The sequence below is a fragment of the Bacillus sp. ISO11 genome (genome assembly GCF_003458115.1).
GTDB classification, from domain to species: domain Bacteria; phylum Bacillota; class Bacilli; order Bacillales; family Bacillaceae_G; genus Bacillus_A; species Bacillus_A cereus.
The window spans coordinates 13282-37148 of sequence record NZ_QXCO01000034.1 but is presented as its reverse complement, the minus strand read 5'-3'; the positions used below and the strand labels follow the sequence as shown (position 1 = coordinate 37148).

The following is a 23867-nucleotide window of genomic DNA, read 5'->3' as shown; positions in this document are numbered from 1 at the left end:
TAGCTAGAAAGACCCTACTAAAAAAACGTAGACTCCTTTAGGTATCTAAACATTACATATATTTCAAACGTAAATTCCTCTATCGTTAACACCTGCCCAATTCCAGCGTTGTTTACAAGGATATCAAATGTAGTATCACCTATATATTTTTGAAGAGATTGATCCATCATTGAATACAATTTATTAATGCCATTAAAAGTACTTAAGTCTGCACGAATCGCAAATGCGGAACCTCCATCTTTTTTAATTTTATCCACTACACTTTCTGCTTCTTCTTTTCTTTTACTATAGTGAACAACGACTAACGCACCAGCCTGTGCCAAATGTAAGGCAATACTTCGACCTATCCCTCTACTAGCCCCTGTTACTAATGCAATTTTCCCCTTCAATTTATTCATCTCATCATCCCCTTGTTTAAAAAAATCTACTTAGTTATATCACAAGATACGCTTTGAAATGTTGCTCACTAATTTGATATCCATAAAACCAAAAGGCCCACTCATAATTATAAGAGTCGGCCTTTTCACTTCACATATTCATTAGCTTTACATACAGCATCCCTAACTGTTATGTACTTTGTACTAAGTATAATAAAGACTCTAAATGGTATTATAGGTAAAGCCAACTTAAACTAAAGTTAATTCATATACATTTTGCTTAGAGTCTCTGCCTTTAAACAGTTCGTTTAGGATTCTATGCATATATTCAATAAAATTTCAGCAATGCCTGTATTTTTCATCTTTCATATTTTTCTTTGTTAGCTATGAGTATACTTAAAAAACTAAAAACTATTTGATAATCTTTTAGAATCTAACTTTCTTTTAATACTATTTGCTATTTCTTCAATATTTTCATTTAGAAAGAAATGATTACCTTCAAAAGAATGAAAAGTACACGTTTTACTTGTGTATCGTTCCCATTTTATTACTTGATCATATGTAGTAAATTCATCATTTTCCCCATTAAATATAAGAAAATCAATATCACATGGTTGTGTATTTTTGTCATGAATATACGTCTCAACGATTTTAAAATCTGCTCTTAGAATAGGGAGAAAAATCTCCATTAATTCTTCTGATTGCAGTACCCCAGATGGTGTACCTCCCATTGCAATAACTTCTCTTTTAAATTGCTCATTAGAAAGATTATGTCGGATATTTTTTATTTTACTATTTGGATGATTTCTACCGGACAAAACAAGAAATTCAGGCGATACGTTTTTAGAATCTTTTATTTTTCTGGCTACTTCATAGGCGATCAAACTTCCCATGCTATGCCCGAATAGAATGTAGGGCGAATCATCTATCTGCATAACTATTTTATTGTAGACATCATTTACTGCCTCTTCCATACTTTGGTACAAGTTTTCTTCAATTCTATATCCTCTACCAGCTAACTCTATCGGGACTACCTCAATATATGGATTAAAGTGATTTTTCCATTTTGCGTAACTAAACGCAGATCCCCCAGCATGTGGAAAGCAAAAAAGTTTAGTCTTCTGCATTGATTTTCTCCTTACTTTCAAATTTGTATATATTTTGGCAAATTGCATAAATGTCTTTAATTATTATCTCTTGCGGAAATTCATCCCTTGTTGCACAAGCAGATAACTTATAATTTGGATCAATGTTATATTGTTTAAAGTAAAAGTTTTTAGGTATATTCTTGTATGAAATTAAAGTTCGTGATTCTTTTTTTATAGAGAATGAATTTAATGGGGTATAAAGCCCTTTTCCAATCGTTTTTATATAGCTTTCTTTTAATGTCCATAAATCAAAAAAACAATTAATTTGTTCATCAGAATTCATATTAGATATATCATAAAATTCATCCGCTGAAAAAAATTCTTTTGCTAATTTAAGAGCCTCTATCTCTGAAATCTTTTCTATATCAATACCCACATTAAAATTAGCAGTAGTACAAACCACCCATTCTCCTGAATGTGACAGATTAAAATGAAAGTCAGAAAAATTTTCAACAAAAGGTTTTCCATACTCATTATATTTAAATCTAATTTCTTCATTATTAATTTTATACTTTTGGCAGATTAGAGATCGGATTAGTAAATCCCCTATCAGGGTCCTATTAACGTCGCATGAATTTAATAAACGCTTCATTCGTTCTTTCTTCTCATTTGAAACTAAGTTACTAAGTTGCTTAAACAAATGACTTTCAATATTCTTTGGTATTTTCACAGCTTGAATTTGTATGATAAATCACTTCCTTTTTTTAAGAATTACTTCATATATGAACGTTACATAAATTCAAATTCACATTACTAAATTGCATATACAATAGGAAAGGTGCATATTTACATATCAATGAAAATATGCACCTTTCCTCAGTAATATCATCAGGCATTCGCTTCTATTACAAAGATTTCTATGTCTCTACCAATTACTTTTTACATTATCCCCTTAAAAAGTAATGCTCTTAATATATTCATTATTCCCTACACTTGATATGCAGGTATTGGTCTCCCCTTTTCGTTCATAGCGTTGCATCTTTTATACTCTCTACTTTTCCGTTAATAAAATGGATCTTTCTTTTATTCCTTCAAAATCATTTAGTAGATACATAGCTATTTTTTCAACTGCAGGTGAATCCACTATTTCTTCATGTGATCCAGGGACTGAATACCTATTTACTCTACCTTTTAATAAAGGTCCCCAATCTGTAAACAACTCTTTTCCTTCCTCAGCACTAAAGTAGAGAACTTCTCCAGAGTATGGTATTAAATCATGCTCTGCCATTAAGTTCAGGCATTTCCTATGAGCATTGATAACTTGCTTCAAATTCATAAGATCTGCATCAGGCGGGAGTACTCCCTCCATAATTAGTCGCTCTACAAGCATATCTTGTTCATGGAAGAGGCCTTCCCCCTGCTCAGTAAGATCTCTAGGAATGAAATGTTCAGATATATATGAGAGCATATCCTCCCTTGTTTTACGATCTTGCTCTGAAGGTACTTTAGTATCCATTAGTATCAACAACTCAACTTCCTCACCTTGATTCTTTAGCACAGTTGCGATTTCATAAGCAATTGCACCGCCTAAAGACCATCCTCCAAGACGATATGGGCCTTCTGGCTGAACACGTTTGATTTCTTCAATGTAAAGTTGAATTAGTTCCGGCAAGGTCAATTCATCAATTTCTCCCTTTTCTATAAGAGGATTCTGTAAACCATAAAATGAACAATGGTTCTTAAGTAATCTTGCTAGTTGAATGTAACAGAATACATTCCCCATAAACGGATGAACACAGAAGAAAGGGCTTTTTTCTGATTCTTGTAGTGGAACTAGCGCTGCTACTGATTTCGTCATATCATGCTTATCACGAATAAGGCATGCGATTCCTTCCAATGTTGGATTCTTAATCAATGTTGACACCTTAATCTCTTTTCCAAACTTCTCCCTAATTTTTGAAACTAATTTAATTACAAGGAGAGAATGTCCTCCTCTATTAAAGAAATCATCATTTACATAGACATCTTCTATCTGTAACACATCCTGCCAGATTTTAATCAACTGATATTCAATTTCATCCCTTGGAATGATTGGTGTAGAGAAGTTATTTTCTCTATGAATAGTTAAATTGTTCAATGCCTTTCGATCAACTTTGCCATTTGTTGTAAGAGGAATCTCGTCTACCTTAATAAAGTGAGCGGGAACCATATAATTTGGTACTTGTGTCTTGAGATACTCACGCCACTCATGCATACTACCATCTCCAACTACATAAGCAACCAATCTCTGCTCTCCTAATTTATCCTCTGTTACCAAAACTACTGCTTCTTTTACCAATGGATGCCTCTCTATACTCGCTTCAATCTCTTCAAGTTCAATACGAAAGCCCCTAATTTTCACTTGATTATCAATTCTTCTCAAGTAATCTAAATTACCATCAGGTAAATAACGAACCAAATCTCCCGTACGATATAAACGCTCTTCTTCATTAAATGGATGACAGATGAATCGCTCTGCTGTTAATTCTGGGCGATTCAAGTATTCTCTCGCTATACCTGCACCCCCAATATATAGCTCACCTGTTACACCAACTGGAACAGGTAACAAATTTTTATCCAATACATAAGTTTGAACGTTCGGCAACGGACGTCCAATTGTTACTCTCTTACTATCTTTTTTGATATGATAGCATGTTGCATCAACCGTACATTCTGTAGGACCGTATACGTTATAAAAATCAATCTTTTCAGTCTCTACTAGCTGTTCCCATAATGACGGCATGATTGCTTCACCACCGACCAATATCTTGCTTGGTACATGAACATCAGCACTTATTTCTAGCAATCCTCCATCTATTAGTAATTGAAGTAATGAAGGTGTCATATCAAACATTTCCAATTTATTCTCCCTAATATAGGACACAAATTGTTCTGGATTAGTGCGAACTTCACTTGGAATAATATATAAACTTGAACCATAAAGCAGCATTTGTAATTGCTGAATAGATACATCAAAGGCAATTGATGCATTCAAACCGACGCGCATATTACTAGGTATCTCATGTGAGAAAACTTCTTTTTGTAAACCATATGATAGGTTTATTACAGAATGGTGCTGTACTAAAGCTCCCTTTGGATTCCCTGTCGAACCAGAAGTGTAGATAACATACGCTAAGTTTTCCCCTGTTACCTCACATATTGGTGAAAGTTTGCTTTCTTGAGAAAGCATTGCTTGGTCCCTATCTAGGCAAACTGTCTTAATGTCTTTAGGAATCCAGCCTAGTAATACTTCATTTGTAACTAACACTTTAATTCCTGTGTCTTCTAAAATATATTGTAGGCGGCTTTCCGGATTCGATGGATCTAATGGAACATAGGCTGCTCCAGCCTTCCAAATTCCCATGAGACCAACAACCATCTCAACTGAACGCTCAAAGCAAAGGCCAACTAATGACTCTGTCCCAATTCCACATTTCTGTAAATGATGGGCTAATTGATTAGCTCTTTCATTCAGCTCTCGATATGTTAGTTGCTGTTTTTCATCTACCACTGCCAACGCGTCAGGCGTACGATTTACTTGCTCTTCGAATAGTTGATGAATTGCATTCTCACGTGGATAGGATATAGTATTATTATTCCATTCTTCCAATAGCTTTCTTTGTTCAGCTTCCGTAATATATACTAGCTCCGATAGATTTTGATCAATGTTTTTGAGCATTTGCATTAACACTTTGTGTAAATGACCCAGCATTCGTTCAATGGTTACTCTATTAAACTTACTACGGTCATACATTAACTTTAACGATAACTGGATTCCTGGAACTACAGCTAACCCTAATGGGTAGTGGGTTTGTTCTACCCCTTCCAATTCACCAATTTCCAGATTTTCTGAAGACTCCTCTTTCACTGGATAATTTTCAAACACATATAAACTATTGAACAGCGGTATTCCTCTAGGAACTTCACTCCACCCCTGAATCTCTGTCAAAGAAGCATACTCATATTGTCTTCTTTCTATCTCTTCCTCTTGTATCTTCTGCAACCAATCTATTAATTTTATATCATCCATCAATTGAATTCGCGTCGGTGACGTTGTAATGAAAGGACCTACGATGTTTTCAACATCAATAATCTCCGTAGAACGCCCTGAGCTTGTTACACCAAAAACAATGTCATTTTCTCCACTATATCGGCTCATGAGATATGCCCATGCACCTTGAATTACTGTACTCAAAGTAAGTTTATTGCGTTTCGCCCATCCTTGTAACGCTTGAGTCTGCTCTTCTGATAAATACGTAACCTGCTCTGTGTAACCTTTTTCTTCCTCTTTACTTTCTAAGCCCAGCAAAGTTGGCGCAGTAAAACCTTTTAGCTTCTCTCTCCAGAATTGTTCCGCCTGCTCCTTATCTTGCTCTCTTAACCATTGGATATATTTCTTATATGGTGAGGACTTAGGTAACTTCACAGCTTCTCCATTCATTCTCTTCTGATAGACTGTAAGTAATTCATTAAATACTAATGGTAAACTCCATCCATCCAGTAAAATGTGGTGATGGGTCCAAACAATCCGATATTCTTCCTCACCTTCTTGAATGACTGTTACCCGCATCAATGGTGCTTCATCAAATTGGAAGGCTTGTTTTCGATCTAATGCCAAAAAGACTTTTCTTTTTTCCTCTATCTCTTCACTTGTCATTGTACGCCAGTCTTCTTTATTCACTTTAAATGGGATATTTTCATACACCACTTGTACAGGTTCTTCAATTTCGTCCCATACAAATCCTGTACGAAAAATTTCATGCCGCTGAATTACAGATTTCCACGCCTGCTCAAATGTAGGAATATTCATTTTTCCTCGAATCATAAAACTCAATTGCACTATATACGGTGCAACATGTTCATCCCCTTGGTCATGCAATGTGTGGAAAATCATACCTTCTTGCAAAGGTGATAGTGGATATAAATCAGTAATCTGATTGTTCTTTCCGCGATGCATTTTGTTTAGTACATTTGTCAAACCTTCTTGGCTAAGATTAGCCATTGCAAAATCCGAAATGGTCAGTGCAGATTCTCTATCTGAAAATTGAATCAATGTACTCAGTTGATATAGCATATTCTGTGCAATACTTTGAATCGTTGATTTGGAAAATTGTCCAACATTGTATACCCAAGTGAACTGAAGTTTTCCATCCGTTACAACCCCAATTACATCAATTGCATGCGATCGCTTGGAACCGGCAGCATGATCTAAACGCTTAAATTCGTTCTCCGGAATAAACATTGCATCGCTAGAAAACATTTGGTCAAATTGTCCAAGATAGTTAAAACTAATAGACGGTGTATATTGGGAGCTTAATTGCTCACACATTGTTGCGTTCATGTAACGCAACACCCCATAATCAACACCCTTATTAGGAATTTTGCGAACTTGTTCTTTAACTGCTTTTAATGCTTCAATTGGCGTATTAGCACTAGTAATATTTAAATGAACTGGGTAAATACTTGTAAACCATCCCACAGTTCTCGATAAATCAACATCTTCAATAATCTCTTCTCGACCATGTCCCTCTAAATCTACGCTCAATATCGGCTGCCCCGTACATGCTGCCGTAGCTTGTACTAATGCTGCTAATAATACTTCATTGATTTGGACACGGTGAGTGCTTAAAGTCTCTTGCAATAACATACGGGTCTCATTCTCATTTAACACCACAGTAATTTCCTCAGTTACTGCGCTTACTGGATTACTTATAGTACCATCTACCGGCAATTTAACTACGTCTTGTTCAGCCTGCTCCTCCCAGTAATGTAGCACTTCTTTTGATAGGCCAGTTTCAGCGTAATGATGTAATTTCTCCGACCATTCTTTAAAAGATGTACTCTTCATAGGTAATTGAATTTTCTGCCCTTGGACTACTTGCGTATATGCTGTTTGCAAATCTTCCAATAAAATTCGCCAAGAAACACCATCCACGGCTAAATGATGAATTGTCCAAAATAATCGGCCAGCGTGCTCACCTTCATCAAAATACACCATTCTCATTAGCGGACCATCATGTAAATTCAAACTTTCTTGTGCAATATTAATCTCTTTTTGAATAACCTGATGCCAATCAGCTTCCGGCACTTCGTCTAATGAAATGACAGTAAGCATCAATTGTTCTTCTATTCCTTCATTCCACTGTTTCCAAACCCCATTAGGTAAACGTTCATATCTTAAACGCAGAGCATCATGATGAAGTAGAAGGTTACCTGCCGCCTTTTCCAGTGATCCTATGTCCAATTTCTCTTTCGTTCTAAAGAACATGGATTGATTCCAATGATGTGGGTTAGGATGATTTTGTGCAAAAAACCTTTGCTGAATAGGTGTAAGTATCGTCTCTCCAGTTATAATTCCCTGTTCAGCTTGTACACCTTGTTCTTCTTTGACTACTTGCGCCAACTCAGCAATTGTTTGGTGTTCAAATATTTGTTTTGGTGTCAATTGTAAACCAACTTGCTTCGCGCGCGAGACAATCTGAATGCTAAGAATTGAATCTCCACCAATTTCAAAGAAGTTATCATTCATACCAATACGTTTTGAACCTAGCACACGTTCCCAAATGATAGAAAGCTTATGTTCACGTTCATTTCTTGGGGCCACGTATCCTTCTTGTGTTCCTTGATAATCTGGTATAGGTAACGATTTCCGATCAATCTTTCCATTTATGGTTAGCGGTAATTCTTTCATTTCGACAAAGTAGGAAGGTATCATATGGATTGGCAGTTTTGTTTTAAGATACTCTCGCCATTCTTCTAAACTGCCTTCGCCCACTACATAAGCTACCAGCCTCTTATCTCCCGACTGATTTTCCCTAACCATTACAACTGCCTCTTTTACTAAGTCATGCTCTTGTAAAGTCGACTCAATCTCTCCAAGTTCAATTCGAAATCCTCTAATCTTCACTTGATTATCCATTCTTCCTAAGTAGTCTATATTACCATCAGGAAGATATCTCACAAGATCACCTGTTCTATATAACCTCTCGCCTTCTTTGAATGGATGAGAAATAAATCGTTCGGATGTTAACTCTGGACGATTCAAGTACCCCCTTGCTAGACCTGCTCCTCCGATATAAAGTTCCCCCATTACACCAACTGGAACTGGCAACCTATTTCTATCTAATACATAAGTTTGGATGTTAGGCAATGGACGTCCAATTGTTACTCTCTTACTATCTTTCTTGATATGATAGCATGTTGCATCAACCGTACATTCTGTAGGACCATATACATTATAAAACTGGATTTTATCAGTCTCTACTAGCTGTTCCCATAATGACGGCATAATTGCTTCACCACCAACCAGTACCTTACTTGGAACATGAACGCCATCGCACGTTTCTAACAATCCGACATCTATAAGTAATTGAAGCAATGAAGGTGTTATATCAAAGATTTCTAACTTGTTCTCCCTAATATAAGCTACAAACTGCTCCGGATCACTTCGTACTTCGCTTGGAATAATATACAAACTTGAACCATAAAGCAGCATTTGTAATTGCTGAATAGATGCATCAAAGGCAATTGACGCATTTAAACCGACATGCATGTTAGATGGTATCTCATCTTCGAAAACCTCTTTTTGTAAACCATGCGACAAGTTTATTACAGAATGATGCTGTATCAAGACACCCTTTGGGTTCCCTGTCGATCCCGAAGTATAGATAACATACGCTAGGTTTTCTCCTGTTACTTCACATTTTGGTGAAAGAATGCTTTCTTGCGAAATCATTGTTTGATCCCTATCTAGACAAACTATCTTGATTTCTTTAGGTATCCAATCTTTCAATGACTCGTTCGTAACTAATACTTGAATTCCAGTGTCCTCCAAAATATATCGTAGGCGACTTTCTGGATATGATGGGTCTAATGGAACATAGGCTGCTCCAGCCTTCCAAATCCCCATAATACTAACAACCATCTCAATTGAACGCTCAAAGCAAAGTCCAACCAATGATTCATTCCCAATTCCGCATTGCTGAAGATAGTGGGCCAATTGATTAGCTTTTTCATTCAGCTCTCGATACGTTAACTGCTGTTTTTCATCTACCACTGCTACCGCATCAGGTGTACGATTTACTTGCTCTTCAAACAGCTGATGAATTGTACTTTCCTGTGGATATGCTACAGCACCATTATTCCACTCTTCCAACTGTTTTTGCTGTAATCCTGATAATATAGGCAACTTAGCTAATGATTTATCAGGATTCTTCACGATTACATTCAACCAGTTCCCAAAATGTTCAGCCATGGATTCAATAGTTAAGCTGTCAAATAAATCAGTTCTATAAACAAAAGTAAGTAATAAACCCTCTTCCACTTCTGCAGCAGTTAAACTTAAATCAAACTTAGCGATCGGAGCATTACTTTCCATTACTTCTATATTTCTTCCATGTAATTCTGGTAGCTTCTGTCCCGTATTTTGCAAAGTAAACATGGTTTGAAAAATCGGAGAATGGCTTGTATTTCGTTCAGGTTGGATAACCTCTACAATTTTCTCAAACGGAACATCTTGATACTCATACGCCTTCAATGCTTTTATCCGTACTTGAGATAACAACTCTTGAAATGCCGGTGCATTACTTAAATCAGCTCGATAAACCAAAGTGTTGACAAAGAAACCAATCAGCCCCTCAATTTCTCGATAATTTCGATTTGCAATTGGGCTACCAACAATAATATCCGTTTGTCCCGTATAACGAGCAAGGAAACTTTGATACGATGCCAATAAGGTCATGAAAAGTGTGGCCCCTTCTTGACGACTTAGTTCGTTTAATTTATCCAGTAATGAGCGTGACAACAAAACATTATGAGTTAATCCATGATGGGTTTGCACTGGCGGACGCGGACGATCCATTGGCAACATTAAGACTGGTAACTCACCAGATAATTCTTCCTTCCAATATGCAAGCTGTTGATATAGTACTTCATCTTTCAACCAGTCTCTTTGCCACTGAGCAAAATCGGCATATTGAACTGGTAGTGGTTGCAGCTCTGCTTGTTTTTCACCAATCGCATTCTCATAAAATGCCATCCATTCTTGAAGCAAGATTTCCATCGACCACCCATCCGAGATAATATGATGCATATTACACAGAAGAACCCATTCTTCTTCTGAAATTCTTATGAGTTTCCCACGGAATAATGGCCCTTGTTCTAAATCAAATGGAGATTCGACTTCAGTTTGAATCCATTGCTCCAACTTTCTTTCTCGCTCCTCTAATGAAAGCTTAGTTAAGTCCATTTGCAGAAGCGGACGGAAAACGTACGGTTGAATCTGCTGCACAGGATGGCCATCCTCTTCATAAAATACAGTCCGCAAAGATTCATGACGCTCTATCAACTGATTCCATCCCAACTCCAATGCCTCAGGTAACCAATTCCCTGTAAGACGGCATACCATTGGCATATTATAAAGTGCACTATTAGGTGCAAATTGATCAATAAACCATAAGCGCTGTTGGGCATAAGATAGTGGAATATTATTTCCACGTTCCATCGGCACCAATGGTGGAATTTCTCGTTTTTCATTCCCCTTACGTAACTGATCCATTCGTTTCGCTAATGCCTCGATCGTTGAATATTCGAACAGTTCACGTACTGGCAATTTGATTTGAAAGACTTCCTGTAAGCGTGAGACCACTTGTGTAGCAAGTAGAGAGTGACCACCGAGCTCAAAGAAAGAATCTTGAACACCAATGTCTCTTATTCCTAGCACTTGACTCCACACTGAAGCAATAAGTTCTTCCAGCGGAGTTCTTGGGTATACAGTATTTTCAGCGGATTGTTCACTAAGTATAGGCAATGCCTTCAAATCAAGTTTTCCATTCGGTGTAAGTGGTAAAAATTCCATCTCAATAAAGTTTGTTGGAACCATGTAATTAGGTAAATGTGTTTGTAGATGTTCTCGCCATTCATGGACACTTCCTTCACCAACTACATAAGCTACTAATCTCTTATCACCTTGATTATCCTCTCGCACCAATACAACAACTTCTTTCACAGAAGAATGCGCCTGCAAAACAGCTTCTATTTCTCCCAATTCAATCCGGAAACCACGAATTTTCACTTGGTCATCTATACGTCCATGGAACTGGAGATTACCATCAGAAAGATAACTTGCTTTGTCTCCTGTATAATAGAGACGTTCTCCTGACTTGAAAGGATGTGGAATAAATTTTTCCTTTGTAAGATCCGGACGATTAGCATATCCACGTGCAAGACTCTTCCCTCCAATATAGAGATCTCCAATTACACCAATTGGTACTAGCTGAAGATGAGAATCTAACACATAAACTTCTGTATTCGCAATCGGTCGACCAATCGATGGCGTACCTGTTGTCACTCCTACAGGTACATAACAATCTGTGGTAACAACGGTATTTTCCGATGGACCATACTGATTAATTACCGCAAAAGGAATATCGTTAGATGGATACTGCGTTAATTGATCCCCACCAGTAATGATAAAACGAAGATCCGTTTTATCTGGCCAAGATAATTTCAAGAGTCTTTCCAGAATAGGCGTAGGTGCAAAGCTAGCTGTTATTCGTGAATCAATGAGCCAGTCCCTTAGTGCTTCTGGATTAATTCTCAGTTCCTCTGTTGACAAGTAGAGTGCTGCGCCAGCAGTTAGATACGGCCAGATCTCCTGGACAGCCGAATCAAAAGCAACCCCTGCAATCTGAGTCGCACGATCCTCTGCTGAAATATGATAAACTTCCTGATGCCAAGAAACCATATTCATTAATGAGCGATATTCAACCATGACACCCTTCGGTTTTCCTGTAGAACCAGAGGTATAAACAATATAGGCTAAGTTCTCTGGATTTATTTGACGTGTAGGTGCGATTACGCTTTCCACCGTTAATTCTTCTAACCTCACCATTTCGACGTGTGCGAAATGTCCGTCTTGTCCTTCCGCCGTCACTACAAATTGAATTCCTGCATCTTCAATCATGTATTCTAACCTTGATTTTGGATACAACGGATCTAAAACGACATAAGCTCCACCAGCTTTTAAAATGCCTAGTAAACTTACCATCAGCTCAGCTGATCTCGGAAGATAAACCCCTACCACTGACTCTGGGGCTACTCCCTTTCGCTGTAAAACATTTGCCAACTGATTTGCTTGTGTATCCAATTCACCATAAGTCCACTGTTTTGTTTGATCAACTATCGCAATCGCATCAGGACGCCTTGCTACTTGCTCCTCAAATTTGTCGCAAATAAGACCCTGATGAGACATTTCCATTACAGTGTCATTCCATGTTTCTAATAACAAAGTACACTCGGTTTCTGATAGCATGCTCAGGTCATGCAACGGATTTTGTGGGCGATGAGAAACTTCATGTAGCCATTTCTCAAAGTGTCCTGCCATCCGTTCAATAGTAGTAGCATTGAATAAATCCTTATTGTACTCAAAAGTAAAAAGTAATCCCTCTTCCGTCTCAACTGCCATTACACTTAAATCAAACTTTGCAATTGGACTATGGCTTTCTATCATTTCAATACTTCTACTAGATAACACCGGTAACTCTTGTTTCATATTTTGCAAGATGAACATAGTCTGGAAAATTGGCGAATGACTTGTACTTCGCTCCGGTTGCACAACTTCTACAATTTTTTCAAATGGAATATCTTGATATTCATACGCCTTCAATGCCTTTTGACGAACCTGATACAGTACATCTTGAAATGTCGGTCTACCACTCAAATTAGCTCGATAAACCAGCGTGTTAACGAAGAAACCAATTAGTCCTTCAATTTCTCTATAATTCCGATTCGCAATTGGGCTTCCGACCAGAATATCTTCTTGTCCCGTATAACGAGATAGAAAGCTTTGATATGCAGCTAAAAGCGTCATGAAGAGCGTAGCCCCTTCTTTTCGACTAAGTTCATTCAATTTATCATGTAGCGTGCTTGGCAGGACCATAGTGTATGTCGACCCGTGATGAGTTTGTATTGCGGGACGCGGGCGATCCACAGGAAGTTGGAGTACAGGAAGCTCCCCAGACAATTCTTCCCTCCAATATTGGAGTTGTTGATCAAGCACCTCCTCCTTTAACCATCCTTTTTGCCACTGAGCAAAGTCGGCATATTGAACCGGTAATGGTTCAAGTTCCGCTACCTTTCCATCCGTTGCTTTCTCATAAAATGCCATCCATTCTTCAAGTAGGATTCCCATTGACCATCCATCTGAAATGATATGATGTAGAGTACAAAGGAGTATCCATTCTTCCTCTCCCACGTGCAAAATACTTGTCCTGATTAATGGACCCTCTGTTAAATCAAATGGTACTTCTGTTTCTTGTTGAATTAAACGTTTAACTTCTTCTTCTTGATCTTCAGAAGAAAGCATAGTTAAATCCGTTTTCGGAATTGATTGAAAAGCATACGGTTCAATCTGCTGTACGGGTTGACCATTCACCTCTTGAAAGACCGTCCGCAGTGATTCATGACGTTCTATTAGTTGATTCCATCCCGTTTCCAATGCTTCAAGTAGCCAATTCCCTGTAAGACGGCATACCATTGGCATATTGTAAAGGGCACTATTAGGTGTAAATTGATCAATAAACCATAAACGTTGTTGGGCATAAGATAGTGGAATAGCTTCTCCTCGTTTCATTGGTATTAGTGGCGGAATCTCTCGTTTTTTATCCCCTTTACGTAACTGTTCTAATCGCTTTGCCAGTGACTCCACCGTTGTATATTCAAATAGTTCACGTACTGGTAATTCGATTTGAAAAATTCCCTGTAAACGTGACACTACTTGAGTAGCTAGTAGTGAATGACCACCGATTTCAAAAAAGGAATCCTGAACACTAATATTTTTTATTCCTAACACTTGGCTCCAAACGGAAACGATGAGCTCCTCCACTGGTGTTCGTGATGAAGTAATATCTTCACTTATGAACTGTTCTTCTAATTCCAATAATGCTTTCCGATTCACTTTACCATTTGGAGTGAGTGGCATACCTTCAATTTGGAAAAAGTATGCCGGAACCATATAATGTGGTAATTGCTTCTTGAGATATTCACGCCATTCTCCAGCATCCCCTTCACCCACTACATAAGCTACTAACTGCTTATCTCCTGGTCGTTCTTCCTTCACCAACACGACTGCCTCTTTTACAGATGAGTGATCATGTAAAGCTGCTTCAATTTCTCCCAATTCAATTCGGAATCCTCTAATTTTAACTTGGTTATCTATTCTTCCAATATATTCTAAGTTACGATCATTCATATATCTCACCAAGTCACCCGTTCGATATAATCGTTCCCCGTCCTTAAAAGGATGCGGAATAAAACGTTCAGTAGTTAAATCCGGTCGATTGAAGTAGCCACGTGCCAATCCTACTCCTCCAAGGTAAAGTTCCCCTGCCACACCAATCGGGACCACTTGTTGATATTGATCTAACACATACAACTCTGTATTATCAATTGGACGACCAATCGGAATAATCATTGCTTCTTTTTCTAAATCACAATCGTAATAAGTCACATCCACAGTCGCTTCAGTAGGACCATACAAGTTAATTAACTTTGTTTGCTGAACATTGTAAAAAATCCCCTTAAACCGGCGAACATGCTCAGTGTTTAACGCTTCTCCACTAGTAAAAACTTGAATTAAAGACGATACATCCCTTTTCGAATTATATAGTTCCATATAATCTAAGAAAGTAGATAACATCGACGGAACAAAGTGTATGGTGGACACGCGATATCGTTCAATATACTCCTCAATCACCGCAGGATCTTTCTCTCCTCCTGGTGGAAGTAAACAAACACGTGCTCCTACAAATGACCACCAAAATAATTCCCATACAGAAACATCAAATGAAAACGGTGTCTTTTGTAGGATTGTATCCTCCTCGGACAATGGGTATTTTTTCTGCATCCACTGTAGGCGGTTGATAACGGAATGATGTTCAATCATTACCCCCTTTGGATTTCCCGTCGAACCCGAAGTGTATATAATATAGGCTAAGTTATTTGCTGTTACTCCACTTACCGGAGCTAAATTACTCTCTTTAGAAATCATCACTTGATCCCGGTCTAAACAAATTGCTTGAATATCTTTAGGTAACCAGTCCTGTAGTGCCTCTTTTGTTAACAGCACTTGAATTTGTGAATTCTCCAAAATATATCTCAGGCGGTTTTCAGGATAACTTGGGTCCAGTGGGACATAAGCCCCACCTGCCTTCAAAATCCCAAAGAGACCGATAATCATATCAGGAGAACGTTCAATGCATATACCAACCAATGATTCAGGTCCGATACCTCGTTTTTGTAGAAAATGTGCCAATTGATTCGATTTTTCATTTAGTTCTTGATACGTTAGCTTTCCACCCTCATAAACTACCGCCACTGCGTCAGGTGTCCGTGCAACTTGCTGCTCAAATAGCTCATGAATCATACAATCATGACCATAAACTACGTCCGTATCATTCCATTCTTCTAGGAGTTGTTTTTGCTCAGTATCCGATAACATTGACAGCTTTGTATATGATTCATCTGGATGATACGTGATTTCATTTAGCCAGTTCTCAAAATGTCCTGCCATACGTGCAATGGTACTACTATCAAATAAATCCGTGTTGTATTCAAATGAGACGAATAGACCTTCTTCCACTTCATAGGCAGTTAAGCTCAAATCAAATTTAGCAATAGACATATTACTTTCTACCATTTCAATACTTCTATCAGGCAAATCTAGTCGTTCTTGTTTTATATTCTGTAGTGTAAACATGGTCTGAAATATAGGGGAATGACTCATGCTTCGTTCAGGTTGCACAGCTTCTACCACTTTTTCAAATGGTATATCTTGATATTCGTAAGCTTTTAACGCCTTTTTCTTTGTTTGGTTCAAAATCTCCCGAAAAGTAGGGGTGCCACTCAAATCTGATCGATAAACCAACGTATTAACAAAGAAACCAATTAATCCTTCTACTCCCTTATGGTTCCGATTTGCAATCGGGCTACCAACTAGAATATCTTTTTGTCCCGTATAACGAGCAAGAAAGCTCTGGTATGCGGCCATTAAAGTCATAAATAAAGTAGATCCTTCTTGTCGACTTATATCCTTCAATTGACTGAGCAATTTATAAGGAAAAATCACATGATGCGCAGCCCCAGAGTAAGTCTGCTTAACCGGTCGAGGTCGATCCACTGGCAGTTGTAAGATAGGAAGCTCACCAGACAATTCTTCCTGCCAATACGTAAGCTGACGATTTAGCACATCACCTTGCAACCACCCCTTTTGCCACTTCGCAAAGTCTGCATATTGAATAGATAATGAACTTAATTTAGCAGGATTTCCGCCCGTTTCTTCTTCATAGAAAGCAAGGAATTCATTCATGAATATACCAATGGACCAAGCATCAGAAATAATATGATGCATCGTACACAGTAATAACCATTCATCCTTCTCTAATTGAACAAGCTGATTACGAATTAAAGGACCATTCATTAAATCAAATGGTTCTTGCGCTTCTCTCGCAATTAAACTATCTACCTCTTTTTCTTTTACTTCTAGAGGAAGTTGAGAGTAATCCCTTACAGGTAATGCTCTAGGAAGGAATTCGACAATTTGTTGCACAGGCTGTTCTCCTATTTCTTTAAAAACAGTTCGTAATGATTCATGACGTTCAATGAGTCGATTGAATCCCTTCTCTAATGCTTCAGGTATCCAATTTCCTTTTAGATGCCATACTGTTGGAATATTATATAAAGAACTGTTTGGGTTAAATCTGTCCATAAACCACAAACGTTGTTGTGCATAAGACAACGGGAGTGCTTCTTTATTCTCCTTTTTTTGCATTTGCTTCTGAAGCCATGCTCTCTTCTCAGGAGAAAGTGAACTCAGCTTTGCAAGTAAATCACTTCTCATTTTTTTACCCCTTCCTCAATCAAATTACTCTCAAATATCCCTTGTGCTTCTTCCTCTGATAACTCTTCTAATTGCTTAAGCAGTTCCAGTAATTCTTCATCATTACTCACTTCTGCTTCTTTTTGAATATAATCTTGAAGGCTTATATTCTCCTTACTATCATTCTGCATTTCTTGATTTTTGTTATCGAGCAATTGATCAATCTGTTCTGCCAATTGCTGCACCGTATGAAACATAAATAAATCATGCAATGGTATCTCGATTCCAAAAGCCTCTTTAAGATTGGAAACAGCTTGCGTAGCAAGTAATGAATGTCCACCAATTTCAAAAAATGAATCTTGAATTCCGATGTTTTCCATGCCTAAAACTTCATGCCATATCGAAACAATTGTTTTTTCCGTAGACGTACGAGGAGCAATATAACAACTCGCTATCTCCTGCTTCTCTGGTGCTGGTAAAGCCTTCCTATCAATTTTTCCATTAGGAGTGAGTGGAAATGCATTTAATCCAACAAAATAGGATGGAATCATATAATTTGGTAGTTGGTCCTTGAGATAATCACGCCACTTTTGAGCATCCCCGTCTCCTACAACATAGGCAATCAAACGTGGATCGCCAGGATAATCTTCCCGCACCATCACAATAGCTTCGTTAACTAATGTATGCTTTTGTAATACCGCTTCGATTTCTCCTAGTTCAATCCGGAACCCACGAATTTTCACCTGATGATCAATTCGTCCAACATACTCCAAATTTCCATCCGGCAAATACCTTACTAGATCTCCAGTCCGGTATACTCGCTCGTCTTCTTTAAACGGATGCGGTATAAATCGATTTTTCGTTAAGTCAGGGCGTTTTAAATATCCACGTGCTAACCCTGATCCACCAATGTACAACTCACCAACTACACCAATTGGAACCATTTTTTGTTCAGCACTCAATACATATACTTCTGTATTGAAGATTGGTTTACCAATTGGTGGTACCCTATGCATGACACCCTTTTCTAATTCCATATACGTGGAATACGTAGTATCTTCAGACGGTCCATATAAGTTGAACACCTTCTCAATCGTACTTCTCTCGTATAAATCTTGAACAAGCGGATATGGTAACGGTTCTCCAGCCAAATTCATTACCTTTACTGAAGAAGGAATTGTTTTTGCTCGAACCAGTTCCTTTGCTGCCGATGGCACAGTATTAACCAAAGTCACACCTTTGGTAGACAACTTGTCTAGATGTAGAGCATTTTCAGCGACAATCACCTTACCACCCATCGTTAAGGGAACAAATACTTCAAAAACAGATAAATCAAAAGATAGTGAAGTTGAAGCTAATACTCCCGCTAATTCCTTTCGAGAATACGTATGATGCGCCCAATGAATCATTGTTACTGTATTCCTGTGCTCAATCATTACTCCCTTTGGATTTCCCGTGGAACCTGAAGTATAGATAATATAGGCTAAGTTATCACCCGTCACTTCACTCGTGCATACCGTAGTAACTTCTTGTTCTATTTCTGCTCGATTACGATCAATACAAATGACGTTAACGAATGTAGGTATAACCATTTTTTGTTGTAACTTTTCCTGTGTCACCAGTACCTTTATTTGAGCATCTTCTAAAATGTACTGCAGTCGACTTTCCGGATACGCTGGATCAATTGGGACATATGCTCCTCCCGCCTTCATAATTCCTAAGAGACCGACAATCATCTCGGATGAACGTGTAACGCAAATCCCAACCAATGTTTCGCGTGTTACACCATTTTTTTGTAAATAATGTGCCAACTGATTCGAGCGTTCGTCCAACTCTCGATATGTTAGTTCTTCATCTTCGCACACTACTGCAATTGCTTCTGGTGTTTTTTCCACTTGTTCTTCAAACATTGTATGAATCGTACTATCTTCTATATCTATAACAGCTGATTCATTCCATTCCTCTAGTAGTTGCTTAAATTCCACTTTCGATAACATATTCAATTCTGATAATAAACATTTTGGATAAGAGGCAATTTGATTTAACCAATGTTCAAAATGATTTACCATACGTTTAATGGTTGTATCATTAAACAAATCAGTATTATATTCAAAGGTTAGTGATAATCCTTCTTCCGTCTCAGAAGCAAATAAACTCAAATCAAATTTGGCAACAGAAACATAGCTTTCCATGAGTTCCATTTGTCTTTCGGATAGCTGAAGAAACTCTTGTTTCGTATTCTGTAAAGTAAACATAGTTTGGAATATTGGTGAATGACTTGTATTCCGTTCAGGTTTTACGGATTCTACCACTTTCTCAAATGGGATGTCCTGATACTCGTATGCTTTTAGTGCTTTTTTTCTTATCTGCGACAATAGTTCTTGGAACGTCGGATTTCCACTGAAATCAGCTCGATAAACTAACGTATTTGCAAAGAATCCTATTAATCCCTCAATCTCTTTCACATTTCGATTAGCGATGGGGCTTCCAACTATAATGTCGTCCTGTCCTGTATAACGAGAAAGGAAGCTTTGATACGCTGCCATCAATGTCATAAATAAAGTGCATCCTTCTTGCAAACTTAAATCTTTGAGCTTTTCCTGTAAGGAATTCGCCACTATTAAGGACTGACTTGCACCACGATGGGTTTGAACTGCAGGTCGAGGACGATCCATCGGTAATTGTAAAACCGGTAGTTCCCCAGATAATTCTTCCTTCCAATATTGAAGATGCTGATTCAAACTCTCCTCTTTTTGCCATTCCTTCTGCCACATGACAAAATCTGCATATTGGATAGATAACTCCTTCAATTCCACTGGTTTTCCGGTTAGTGCTCCTTCATAAAAAGCCATCCATTCTTCAAGTAAGATTCCCATTGACCATCCATCTGAAATAATATGATGCATCGTACAAATGAGAACCCATTCTTCCCTGTCCACTTTCAATATTCGTGTTCGAATCAGAGGACCTTGTCCAAAATGAAATGGTTCCTCCGCCTCGTTTTGAATAAGGCGTTTCATTTCTCTTTCCCTATCTTCCAAAGAAAGATCTGTTAGATTCGTTTGAGGAATATGCCTGAACACATGAGATTGAACCTGTTGAAAAGGTTCACCCTCTTGTTCTAGAATTGTCGTCCTTAATGATTCATGACGCTCCAACAATTGATTCCATCCGACCTCCAATGCTTCAATTGACCATTTACCTGTTAAGCGACACGCTGCATGAATATTGTACATAGCACTATTTGGCATTAATTGATCAATAAACCATAGACGTTTCTGCGCATAGGAAAGTGGGATAACTTCTTCTCGTTTCATAGGTACAAGAGGAGCAACCTCTCGTTTTTTATCTTCTTTTCGTAACTGATCCACTCGTTTCGCCAATGCTTCCACTGTATCGTGCTTGAAAAGTTCACGTAATGGGATTTTAATTTGGAACATTTCTTGCAATCTAGAGACAATTTGAGTAGCAAGTAGTGAGTGCCCACCACGTTCAAAGAAGGAATCCTGAATGCCAATATTTTCTGTTCCTAACACTTGACTCCAAACCGAGGCAATAAGCTCTTCCGATGGCGTCCGAGGTAGCACATTTAAATCTTCAATAGCTTGCTCATCAGGTGCTGGCAAGGCCTTTCGGTCAATTTTCCCATTTGGAGTAAGCGGGAAGTGTTCTAAATCTATAAAGTGCGCTGGAATCATATGATTTGGTAATTGTTTTTGTAAATACTCTCTCCACTCCTCGGTATTTCCATCGCTTATTACATATGCAACCAATCGTTGATCACCTGGACGATCTTCTCTAACTAATACGACAGCCTCTTTAATAAACGAACATTTTTCTAAAGTCGCTTCAATTTCTCCTAATTCAATCCTAAAACCACGCATTTTGACTTGGTGGTCCATTCTACCTATAAATTCTAAATTCCCATCAGTTAAATATCTTACTGAATCTCCTGTTCGATATAGTCGTTCCCCAAATCGATATGGATGCGAAACGAATTTTTCAGCAGTAAGATTCGGACGATTTAAGTATCCACGTGCTAAACCAGCACCACCAATATATAACTCACCCTCAATTCCTATTGATTGCAAGCGTTGATTTTGGTCTAATACATATAATTGCGTGTTCTGTATTGGCTGCCCAATAGAAACAAATTCTTGATTAGGCTGAATATCAAATGCATTCACATAAATAGTGGCTTCAGTTGGCCCATAAAAGTTGGTTAATTTCACTTGTCCACTATAATTCCATTTCTGTTGAAATCGTCTAACCAACCCTGAACTTAGTTCTTCTCCACCAGAAAATACATGGCGTACGGACGAACAATTCATGTTCAATTCAATATGATTGAAGTGGTCTAAGAAAACAGATAACATCGAAGGTACAAATTGAACTATAGTAACCTGATGTTGTTTAATCACTTCAGCTATAATAGAAGGATCTTTTTCTCCACCTGGAGGTAGGAAAGATACACTTGCACCAACGTGAATGCCCCAAAACAATTCCCAAACAGAGACATCAAATGAGAATGGCGTTTTCTGCAAGACCACATCCTTTTCAGAAAGCGGATATTTATGTTGCATCCATTCTAGATAATTAATTACTGAATGATGCTCAATCATTACTCCCTTTGGATTCCCTGTAGATCCTGAAGTATACATAACATACGCTAAATTTTCTCCTGTTACACCACTTATACATGGGGTTGATTCTTCTTTTTCAATTGCAGTGTAATCTTTATTCATACAAATCGTTTCTATATTTTCAGATACAAACAAATTTTTAGAATTCTCTTCCGTCACTAGTACTTCGATTCCAGCATCCTCTAATATATATCGAAGTCGACTCTCTGGATAAGTAGGGTCAAGTGGAACATACGCTGCTCCTGATTTTAGAATACCTAATAACGCTGTCATCATTTGTAATGAACGTTCCATATATACCCCAACTAGAGACTCTGGGCCTACACCATGCTTTTGTAGATAATGAGCTAGCTGATTTGCACGCTTCTCCAACTCTTTATAGGTAATTTGTTCATTTTCGTAACTAGCCGCGATTGCTTCCGGTGTTTTTTTAACTTGCTCCTCAAACATCGTATGAATCATGCCTTCAGCCGAATAATTAAATTGAGTATGATTCCATTCCTCTAGTAACTGTATCTGTTCTTCTTCTGTTAAATGAGTAATTTCAAATAGTTTTGAATCTAGGCTCTTCGTCATCTGAATTAATATTTGCAATAAGTGATTCTGAATCAGATTTATTGTTTCTTCATTAAAATAGCTTCGATCATACATCAACTTTAAAGTAATTTTCTTACCGGGCATTACAATGAGTGTTAAAGGATAATTTGTTTGTTCCGTGCTTGTAACATCTAGTAATCTTAAATCATCATTTCTCTCACCTTGAATTGGATAATTTTCAAACACATACAAGGTATGGAATAAGGAGCTATTTCGCGGAACCTCACTCCAGCCTTGAATATCTATCAACGAATTATACTCATACTGTCTTCGTTCCATTTCTTTCATTTGTATTTTACGAAGCCAATCTACTACTGATGTATTATCCGTTAATCGAATTCTGGTAGGTAATGTGTTAATAAATAGCCCCACCATATTCTCTGCTCCCATTAAATCAGTAGGACGTCCAGCGCTAGTTACGCCAAATACGACGTCACTGTCACCGCTATACCTACTCATCAAATAAGCCCATGCACCTTGTACTAACGTATTCAACGTTAATCGACTATTTCGTACCCACTCTTGTAACTTCTCAGTAAGTTTCTCAGATACTTGATAAACACACTCTCCATAGCCCTTCTCTTGTCCTTGATCCTTTCTTTCCATTGCTAATGGCGTAGGTGCATAGAACCCTTTTAATTCTTCTTTCCAAAATTCCTCTGCTTGACTTTGATCTTGTTTATTTATCCACTGGATATATTTTTTATAAGGAAGAGATTTAGGAAGAGTCAATAATTCTCCCTTTATCATCTTGAGATAAACTTCCATCACTTCACTAAAGACCAATGACACACTCCATCCATCTAGCAAAATATGATGATGTGTCCAAATAATTCTCGTTTCCTCTTTTGCTTCTTTAATCGCAGTGACTCTCATCAATGGTGCTTCATCCAATAAAAATCCTTTTCTACGATCTACATTCAAAAACTGTTGTAATTTCTTCACCCTTTCCTCATGTGGATAGGTGCTCCAATCCTCTTGATGAATAGTAAAAGGAAGACGTTGGTAAACCGCTTGTAGTGGCTTTTCTACTTCCTCCCATACAAATACTGAACGTAAAACCTCATGTCGATTAATAACATATTCCCAAGCCTTTTCAAAAGTATCAACATCCAATTGCCCCCCGAGCAAGAAACCTACTTGTACAATATAGGAAAAAGAATGTTCATCATCTTGATCGTATAAAGTATGAAACAGTATTCCTTTTTGCAAAGGTGATAAACCATATATATCAATAACGTCTCCCATT

General features: G+C 37.8%; 4 protein-coding genes and 1 pseudogene. All 5 read right to left on the bottom strand.

Annotated features, from left to right (window positions below; genetic code table 11):
- Nucleotides 1-56 precede the first annotated feature (56 nt).
- Nucleotides 57-398: pseudogene (locus tag D1166_RS25735) on the bottom strand (SDR family NAD(P)-dependent oxidoreductase); the annotation flags it as partial.
- A 383-nt stretch (nucleotides 399-781) separates the two neighbouring features.
- Nucleotides 782-1504: a thioesterase II family protein gene (locus D1166_RS25730; RefSeq protein ID WP_001172937.1), complete on the bottom strand. Its 723-nt coding sequence runs from the start codon at nucleotides 1502-1504 to the stop codon at nucleotides 782-784.
- Nucleotides 1491-2195 carry a 4'-phosphopantetheinyl transferase family protein gene (locus D1166_RS25725; protein ID WP_000701216.1) on the bottom strand — a complete coding sequence of 235 codons (705 nt, stop codon included), beginning with the start codon at nucleotides 2193-2195 and terminating at the stop codon, nucleotides 1491-1493. Before D1166_RS25725 ends, D1166_RS25730 begins: the two co-directional genes overlap by 14 nt.
- Nucleotides 2196-2516: 321 nt before the next feature.
- Nucleotides 2517-17399 (bottom strand): non-ribosomal peptide synthetase, encoded by a 14883-nt coding sequence (locus D1166_RS25720; protein WP_098318687.1) that lies wholly within the window; start codon nucleotides 17397-17399, stop codon nucleotides 2517-2519.
- Nucleotides 17396-23866, bottom strand: a complete 6471-nt coding sequence (locus D1166_RS25715) for a non-ribosomal peptide synthetase (protein WP_098318686.1) — start codon at nucleotides 23864-23866, stop codon at nucleotides 17396-17398. Before D1166_RS25715 ends, D1166_RS25720 begins: the two co-directional genes overlap by 4 nt.
- Nucleotide 23867: the final 1 nt, after the last annotated feature.

What these genes read in the sequence shown, in the direction of transcription:
- D1166_RS25730 (WP_001172937.1), bottom strand. Translation starts at nt 1,504, where the DNA reads ATGCAGAAGACTAAACTTTTTTGCTTTCCACATGCTGGGGGATCTGCG.
- D1166_RS25720 (WP_098318687.1), bottom strand. Translation starts at nt 17,399, where the DNA reads ATGAGAAGTGATTTACTTGCAAAGCTGAGTTCACTTTCTCCTGAGAAG.
- D1166_RS25715 (WP_098318686.1), bottom strand. Translation starts at nt 23,866, where the DNA reads ATGGGAGACGTTATTGATATATATGGTTTATCACCTTTGCAAAAAGGA.